The 8,008-nt window shown below is 30.0% G+C and carries 6 protein-coding genes; all 6 read right to left on the bottom strand.

Going from position 1 to position 8,008, the window contains the following annotated elements; all coding sequences use genetic code 11:
- Positions 1–143: 143 nt before the first annotated feature.
- From hfq to miaB, 6 genes are read right to left on the bottom strand one after another with little or no spacing between them, the layout of a single operon-like run.
- Complete coding sequence (gene hfq / locus V6137_RS19755; RefSeq protein WP_425449686.1) at positions 144–371, bottom strand: RNA chaperone Hfq; 228 nt, start codon at positions 369–371, stop codon at positions 144–146.
- Positions 372–399: 28 nt separating this feature from the next.
- On the bottom strand, positions 400–1,347 hold the full coding sequence (miaA, locus tag V6137_RS19750; RefSeq protein WP_425449685.1) for a tRNA (adenosine(37)-N6)-dimethylallyltransferase MiaA: 948 nt from the start codon (positions 1,345–1,347) through the stop codon (positions 400–402).
- Between the two features lie 11 nt (positions 1,348–1,358).
- The gene (gene mutL / locus V6137_RS19745; protein WP_425449684.1) at positions 1,359–3,281 is read right to left on the bottom strand and encodes a DNA mismatch repair endonuclease MutL; all 1,923 of its coding nucleotides are present in this window, start codon (positions 3,279–3,281) and stop codon (positions 1,359–1,361) included.
- Between the two features lie 9 nt (positions 3,282–3,290).
- Positions 3,291–6,116, bottom strand: coding sequence for a DNA mismatch repair protein MutS (gene mutS / locus V6137_RS19740; protein ID WP_425449683.1), 2,826 nt, complete (start codon positions 6,114–6,116; stop codon positions 3,291–3,293).
- Entirely contained in the window at positions 6,070–6,450 is a 381-nt protein-coding gene (locus V6137_RS19735) for a YlbF family regulator (protein ID WP_425449682.1), read from the bottom strand. The genes mutS and V6137_RS19735 overlap by 47 nt, the downstream gene beginning before the upstream one ends.
- Positions 6,440–7,774, bottom strand: a complete 1,335-nt coding sequence (miaB, locus tag V6137_RS19730) for a tRNA (N6-isopentenyl adenosine(37)-C2)-methylthiotransferase MiaB (protein WP_425449681.1) — start codon at positions 7,772–7,774, stop codon at positions 6,440–6,442. The genes V6137_RS19735 and miaB overlap by 11 nt, the downstream gene beginning before the upstream one ends.
- Positions 7,775–8,008 lie beyond the last annotated feature (234 nt).

Raw genomic sequence — 8,008 nt, 5'->3', positions numbered from 1 at the left:
TATTATATAACGGAAATGGGAAGGTTATTTTTAACCTTCCTTTTTTTCTTTTTTGCATAAAAAAATAATATAATGGATATCCATTATACTATTTTTTATTAACTGTCTATTTCCCGACAGCCCCTTTACATTAAAATATGTTATTATCTACTTTTTAGAAAGTTCACTTCACTAGATGGAACTATTGTGGATATCGCATGTTTATAGATTAGTTGTTGTTTACCTTCTCCTTTAAGTACTATAGTATAATTATCAAACCCCTTTACAAAGCCCTTTAACTGATATCCATTCATAAGGAATATTGTTATACTTATGTTTTCCTTTCTTACCTTATTTAAAAATACATCTTGTAAATTAATATTGTTTTTCACTACTATCCCCTCCAATATATATATTTGTTTAATAATTTAACTTTTTCCTAACATAGTTAGCTATGTTTTTAGATAAATCTTTTTTATCACTACATTTTTCAACATCAAACCACTTTATTCTATTATCACGTCTAAACCATGTTAATTGTCTTTTGGCAAAACGTCTAGAATCCCTTTTAAGTATTCTAATGGCTTCTTCAAAATCATATTTTCCATCTAACCAATTAATAATTTCTTTGTAACCTAAGCCCTGCATTGAAGCTAAATCTTTATCATATCCCATATTTATAAGGTTTTTAACCTCATCAATTAGTCCCTCTTCTATCATCTTATCCACCCTATAGTTGATTCTATCATATAGCTTTTTTCTATCCATATAAAGCCCTACAAATGCTATATCATATAATGGGTTTGGTTTTCTAAAGTTATTGTATGATTCAGACATTGGTTTTCCTGTTTCGTGGTAGACCTCAAGAGCTCTTATTATTCTTTTGGTATCATTTATGTGTATTCTTTTAGCGGATTTAAGGTCCACTTCCTTTAGTTTCTCCATTACATAGTCATTTCCATATCTAGAGGCTTCACTTTCAAACTTCTTTCTTAATTCATTATTAGATATAGCCTTAGTAAAATCCAAGTCATATACCAATGAATTTACATAAAGTCCTGTTCCCCCTACTACTATGGGCATCTTATCTTTAACTAATATCTGGCTTATATATTTATTTGCCCTTTTTTGAAAATCTGCAGCTGAGAATTTCTCATTGGGAAAGATTTCATCCACTAAATAATGTTTTATGCCCTGCTTTTCTTCGTCGGTTACTTTGGCAGTTCCAATATCCATATACTTATATATTTGCATAGAATCTGCTGAAATAATTTCTCCATTTAACTGTTTTGCTAGATTAATAGAAGTACTTGTTTTTCCTACAGCGGTAGGTCCTACCAAAATAAATAATGGTTTCTTTTTAGTCATTATATCATCCTTTACTGTATACGTTTAAACTTTTTTTCTATTTCATATTTAGACATTTTAATAATTATAGGTCTTCCATGGGGACAAGTATATGGTTCTTTAGCTTTTTTTAAATCCTCTATTAATCTATTAACTTCAACATCGGATATATTATCTCCTGCTTTTATAGCACTAGTACAGGACATTTTCATAATTTTTTCTATCCTTAGATTATAACCACTATTTATCTCACTGTTAAGTTTATCTAATATATCTAAAAATAGGCTTTTAGAGTTTGGATCTCCAAATAACATTGGAACTCCCCTTAATATAATTGAATTAGAACCAAAATCTTCAATCAAAAAACCAACCTTTTGAAAAATCTCTATATTATCTTTAACAATTTCTATCTCTCTATTAGTTAATTCTATAATTTCTGGAGCTAAAAGTTCTTGAATTAAAACATTTTCTTTTTCATATTGATTTTTAAGTTTTTCATACATAACCCTTTCATGGGCAGCATGTTGATCTATCATATAAAAGGTATCGTTACCATCTTGAGCAAGAATATAAGTACTAAATAGTATCCCTATTATTTTAATATCAGGCAAGACTTCCACACTATCATTATAACTATCATTAACATTTTTTAAACTATCTTCTTTAGCTTTCTTGTTTTCATTATTTATTATGTTAGGTCCATTGTTTAGCCCATAATTATCCCCACAGCTTTCATTTATGTCTAAATCAGTATCCTTTTTAAAGTCGTGTTTATAAACATCTACCTTTTTTTGATCTATAAAGGTTGGAAGACTTTTATTTGAAGTTGAGTCAGAACTTAAGTCTAAAGTTGAGTTGGATTTGGTTTCTTTTTGTTTCTTTTCTTTAACTATATCAATAAAATTATCCTGAACCCCTTTTTCTTCCTTCTTTTTCTTTGTCGTAATATTAACCTCAGGAATAAGATTTTTCTTTTTAAACTGATCTTTAATAAGCTTAAACAGTTTATTTTTTATATCATCAAGTCTATTAAACCTAACTTCAATTTTATTTGGGTGTACATTTACATCTACCTCATCGGGACTTGTTTCTATGAATACTATAAAAATAGGGAACCTATTTATTGGAACCAATGATTTATATGCATTTTCTATATATCTTGATATATTTCCATTTTCTACATATCTTCCGTTTACAAAAAGATACTGATGACTTCTATTTCCCCTAGTAAATGAAGGTAAAGAAATCATACCGTTGACTTTTAAATCTTCACCATTATAGTTTATATCAATTAAGGACTTGGCATATTGTTTACCAAAAAGGCTATATATAGTATTCAGCAGGTTTCCTTTTCCCGGCGTTTTTAGTATTAGCTTATCATCTTTAATATATTTAAATGAAATATTTGGATTACTTAGAGCCAGTTTGTATATAATATCACTTATTTGGGAAGCTTCACTGGAATCACTTTTTAAAAACTTTCTTCTAACTGGAACATTAAAAAATATATTTTTTACTATTATAGTTGTGCCCTTAGGACACCCCACTTCCTTTTTAGAAGCTTTACCACCACCACTAACCTCTACCTGTATACCAGACATGGAAGAGGCTGTTTTAGTTATTAATTCCACTTGAGAAACAGCTGCAATACTTGCCAAGGCTTCTCCTCTAAATCCCAGAGAATTAACTTTTTCCAAATCTTCGATTGAATTTATTTTACTGGTGGAATGTCTAATAAAAGCTAAATCTATATCATCATTTTCTATACCATCACCATTGTCGGTAATTCTTATATATTTCTTACCTCCAGACTTTATCTCAATAATGATTGAAGAAGAGTTTGCATCAATGGAATTTTCTATAAGTTCCTTTACAACAGAGGATGGTCTTTCCACCACCTCACCTGCTGCAATTTTATTTATAGTTTTGTCGTCTAACAATTTAATATTACTCATTTATATCACCTATATTTCTTTTGTTTTACTAACCAAATCATATAATATGTTTATGGCATCTAGGGGAGTAACTTTCATCATGTCTATAGACTTAATTTTATCAATTAATTCCTTTTCCTTTACTGCGAAAAGGTCTAACTGTAAACTATCTTTATCTATATTATTATCTTCAATGTTATAACTTGTGAAAGCAACCTCTTTAACATCACTAGATTCTTTAAGTTCTTCATTAACGTTAATTTCCTTTACATTATCTTTATTAATATCTCTATCTTCTAAATCCTTTAGTATATTATTAGCTCTATTTATTACTTCTCTAGGGACTCCAGCTAATCTAGCAACTTCTATCCCATAGCTCCTATCTGTTCCTCCCTTTGCAATCTTTCTTAAAAAGATTATATCTTCTCCCTCTTCTTTAACACAAATCCTATAATTATTAACTCCATCTATTTTACCTTCTAGTTCTGTAAGCTCATGATAATGGGTTGCAAATAAGGTTTTAGCTCCTATTTTTGTTTTATTAGCTATATACTCAACCACAGACCAAGCTATACTAAGACCATCATAGGTACTTGTACCCCTACCGATCTCATCTAAAATGATTAAACTATTTTTTGTACCATTATTAAGTATATTGGCTACTTCACTCATTTCAACCATAAAGGTACTTTGACCTTGGGCTAAGTTATCCGATGCCCCTACCCGTGTAAATATTCTATCTACAACGGGTATATTTGCATTATCAGCTGGAATAAAGCTACCTATTTGTGCCATTAAAGTGATAAGGGCCACTTGTCTCATATAAGTGGATTTACCTGCCATATTCGGTCCAGTTATAATAGATATCCTATTATCTTTATTATCTAATAAAGTATCATTAGGGACAAACTGACCATCCTCTAACATTATTTCCACCACCGGATGTCTACCATTTTCTATATTCATTATACCTTCTGTATTAATACTAGGTCTAATATAGTTATTTTTAAATGCCACAGTAGCTAAAGAAGATAATACATCTACAGTAGAAACTATTTTACTTGTTTTTTGAATTCTTTTAATATTTGCCTTTATTTCATCCCTAATTTCAAGAAATAATTGGTATTCTAAAGTGGTCATTTTTTCTTCTGCACCTAAGATTTTGGACTCCATTTCTTTTAACTCAGGGGTTATAAATCTTTCAGAATTGGATAGTGTCTGTTTTCTTATATAGTTATCGGGAGCTAAGTCAATATTTGTCTTAGTTAGTTCTATATAATAACCAAACACTTTATTGTATCCTACTTTCAAGGATTTGACCCCTGTTCTTTCCCTCTCTCTTTGCTGCAATTCACTTATCCATTGTTTACCATTTGTCGAGGCTTCCCTTAATTCATAGAGATCTTTATTATATTCTCCCTTTATGATGCCTCCTTCCTTAAGGGTTACAGGAGGGTCATCTACTATAGAATCATCTATTAACTTAAATATATCTTCTAGAGTATCCATATTACTTCCAAGTACAGATAACTTATTTAAATCTTCTTGTATAAGTAATTTTTTTAATTCAGGCAAAATTGATATTGAATTTTTAAGGGAAACTAAATCCCTTCCATTACAGTTTCCGTAGGAGATTTTACCAACAAGTCTTTCTATATCATATACTTCCTTTAATAATTCTTTTATATCATCCATAATGACAACATTATCAACTAAACTTTCAATCGGGTCCAGTCGGTTTTTTATTTCATCGGAGTCTACTAAAGGTTCTTCGATCCATTTCTTTAACATCCTACTTCCCATTGCTGTAGATGTTTTATCTAATACCCACAATAGGGAACCCTTTTTAGTTTTATCCCTTAATGTCTCCGTCAACTCTAGGTTCCTTCTAGTATTGATATCTAATACCATATATCTATCTATATAATAGGGAACTATTGTGTTTAAGTGTTCTAAAGATTGCTTTTGGGTTTCATTAAGATATTCTATCAAAGCTCCCGCTGCTTTTATAGAGTTGTTACTATCCTCTAGACCAAACCCGTCTAGACTTATAACAGAAAGCTGATTTTCTATAGCCTTTCTTGCAGTAGATAAATCAAATGCCCAATCATAATAATGATTAAGAACAACATTAAACCTATTAACTATTTGTTGCTTTAATTCTTCCCTTTCATATAAAAAGTTATTAGCTATTATTTCAGTTGGATTAATCTTAGCTAATTCGTCTATTAGAGTATTTATGTTATTACTTAGATTATCCTTTTGTTCAGTTGTGTACATATCTCCTGTAGATATGTCAACATAGGAGACTCCCAGTCCATCATCATCTATAAATACAGAGCACAAGTAGTTATTCTCTTTTTCATTTAAAATTTCTGAATCGGTTATTGTTCCAGGGGTTACTATCCGTACCACATCTCTTTTAACTATGCCCTTTGCCTCAGAAGGGTCCTCTACTTGTTCACATATAGCAACTTTATAACCCTTTTCTACAAGCTTGGCTATATAAGATTTAGATGAATGATAGGGAACACCACACATTGGAGCCTTTTCATCTTGACCACAATTTCTAGCCGTAAGGGCTATCTCTAGCTCTTTAGATGCCGTTAAAGCATCATCAAAGAACATCTCATAGAAATCCCCTAGTCTAAAGAATAGAATAGAGTCTTTATGTTTTTCCTTGATTTCCATATATTGTTTCATCATTGGTGTTAATTTCGCCAATTTTTTTCCCTCCATTTTATCAATTATCAATATTATATCATAATAAAAAATATATTTATAAGTACATAAAAGGCTAAGTTTAAACTTAGCCTTTGCATCCACTGCAGTTACCACATTTACTTTTCTTATCATTTCCAGTAAAATAATTTATAATATTATTAATATTAGAGATTAGATTATCATAATTTTTTTGACATCTATAAAGATTATTGATAGTGGTATTGTTGTCTATATCATCTTTTAATTTTGTTATCTCTTCATGGTATTTTTTTAATAGTTCTTCATCTCTCTTAAATTTTATCTCATTAAACTTATCAAGCTTTTTATTATAGGTCGATAAAAGGTCAGAAGCTTTTTTATCATTATGAAGAGACTTTTCAGACTCCTTTAATAATATATATTCTTCAGATTCTACTATAGCCCTAGCTAACTCCCTTGCTTTATCTAAAGCTTTTTTACTCTTCATAAGTCAAAATTCCTTCTAGTGTCCACGTCTTAGTGGTAGTTATTTTAACATTTACTAGTTGTCCCCTTAAACCTTTATCACCTTTAAAGTGGACTAACTTATTAGTTCTTGTTCTTCCGCTTAATACAGTATCATCTGTTTTACTTGTTCCTTCAACTAAAACTTCAACTACTTCCCCATTATATTTTTCGTTTGATTTATGACTCAATGGTTTAAGGGTATCTAATAACCTCTGGAATCTTTCATGTTTTATGTTATCAGGAATTTGATTTTCCATTTTAGCAGCGGGAGTACCTTCCCTTTTAGAATATAAGAAAGTAAAAGCAGAATCAAAGCCTACTTCTTTAACCACATTTAGAGTTTCTTCAAAATCTTCCTCAGTTTCCCCTGGAAATCCTACTATGATATCTGTAGTTAATGAGATATTGGGTATCTCTTTTTTAATTTTACCTATTAATTCTAAATATTTTTCCTTAGTATATTTTCTATTCATTATTTTTAACACTCTATTACTTCCAGCTTGGAAAGGAATATGAAGATGTTCACAAACTTTATTACAATCCCTCATGGCATATATTAACTCTTCAGATAAATCTTTAGGGTGAGATGTCATAAATCTAATCCGTTCTATACCATCAACTTCATTTATCATTCGTAATAGTTGAGCAAAAGACAGTTTGCTTTCTAAAGTTTTTCCGTATGAATTTACATTCTGTCCTAACAATGTAATTTCTTTATACCCTTCCTTTGCCAGTTTAAATACTTCATTTAATATATCCTCTGGGTCCCTACTTCTTTCCCTTCCTCTAGTATAGGGAACTATACAGTATGAACAAAAATTATTACAACCATACATAATGTTTATAAAAGCTTTAAAATCATGCTTTCTTTTTGCAGGAACTCCTTCAACTATTTTTCCACCCTCTTCCCAAACATCAACAATCATTTTAGAGGTTTGGTTATGATTAGCAATTAACTCTGGTAATTTGTGAAGGTTATGGGTTCCAAATATTAAATCAACAAAACCGTACTTCTCTTTAATAACATCTCTAACTTCTTTTTTTTGCATCATACAACCACATATACCGATTATTAAATCTGGATTTTTTCTTTTTAATGACTTTAGCTCTCCTAGGTTACCATAAACCTTAAGTTCTGCATTTTCTCTAACTAAACAAGTATTATATATAATTAGGTCAGACTTTTCCCTATCTTCTACCTTTGAGTAGCCCATTGTTTCTAACATACCTGACATTTTTTCAGAATCATGTTCATTCATCTGACAACCCCAGGTTTCGATCATATATTTTTTATTATTTTCCATGAAAATCCTCCTCATTAAATATCTATATCAATAATAAGTATTATCCTTATAATCATAATTAATTATAACAAAGAAATAATAAAAAAAGAAGGATATTAATATTTAAATTCACGGGAATCGCATGAAGATTTATTCAAACCAAAACTTTCATCCGAAAATTTTTAAAAGCGACTAGCGTCGTATAAATATGAGATAAGATGTTAACTAATTTTGAAAAGAAGTATAATGTCTAAC

It is taken from the genome of Dethiothermospora halolimnae (genome assembly GCF_037577855.1).
GTDB lineage: Bacteria > Bacillota > Clostridia > Tissierellales > VENL01 > Dethiothermospora > Dethiothermospora halolimnae.
Note: the sequence above shows the minus strand (reverse complement) of the source record. Positions and strands in the feature narration are given on the sequence as shown.

Bases quoted from the DNA above. Each gene is read 5' to 3' on its own strand.
- miaA (WP_425449685.1), bottom strand. From the start codon at position 1,347: ATGACTAAAAAGAAACCATTATTTATTTTGGTAGGACCTACCGCTGTA.
- mutL (WP_425449684.1), bottom strand. From the start codon at position 3,281: ATGAGTAATATTAAATTGTTAGACGACAAAACTATAAATAAAATTGCA.
- mutS (WP_425449683.1), bottom strand. From the start codon at position 6,116: ATGATAAGAAAAGTAAATGTGGTAACTGCAGTGGATGCAAAGGCTAAG.
- V6137_RS19735 (WP_425449682.1), bottom strand. From the start codon at position 6,450: ATGAAGAGTAAAAAAGCTTTAGATAAAGCAAGGGAGTTAGCTAGGGCT.
- miaB (WP_425449681.1), bottom strand. From the start codon at position 7,774: ATGGAAAATAATAAAAAATATATGATCGAAACCTGGGGTTGTCAGATG.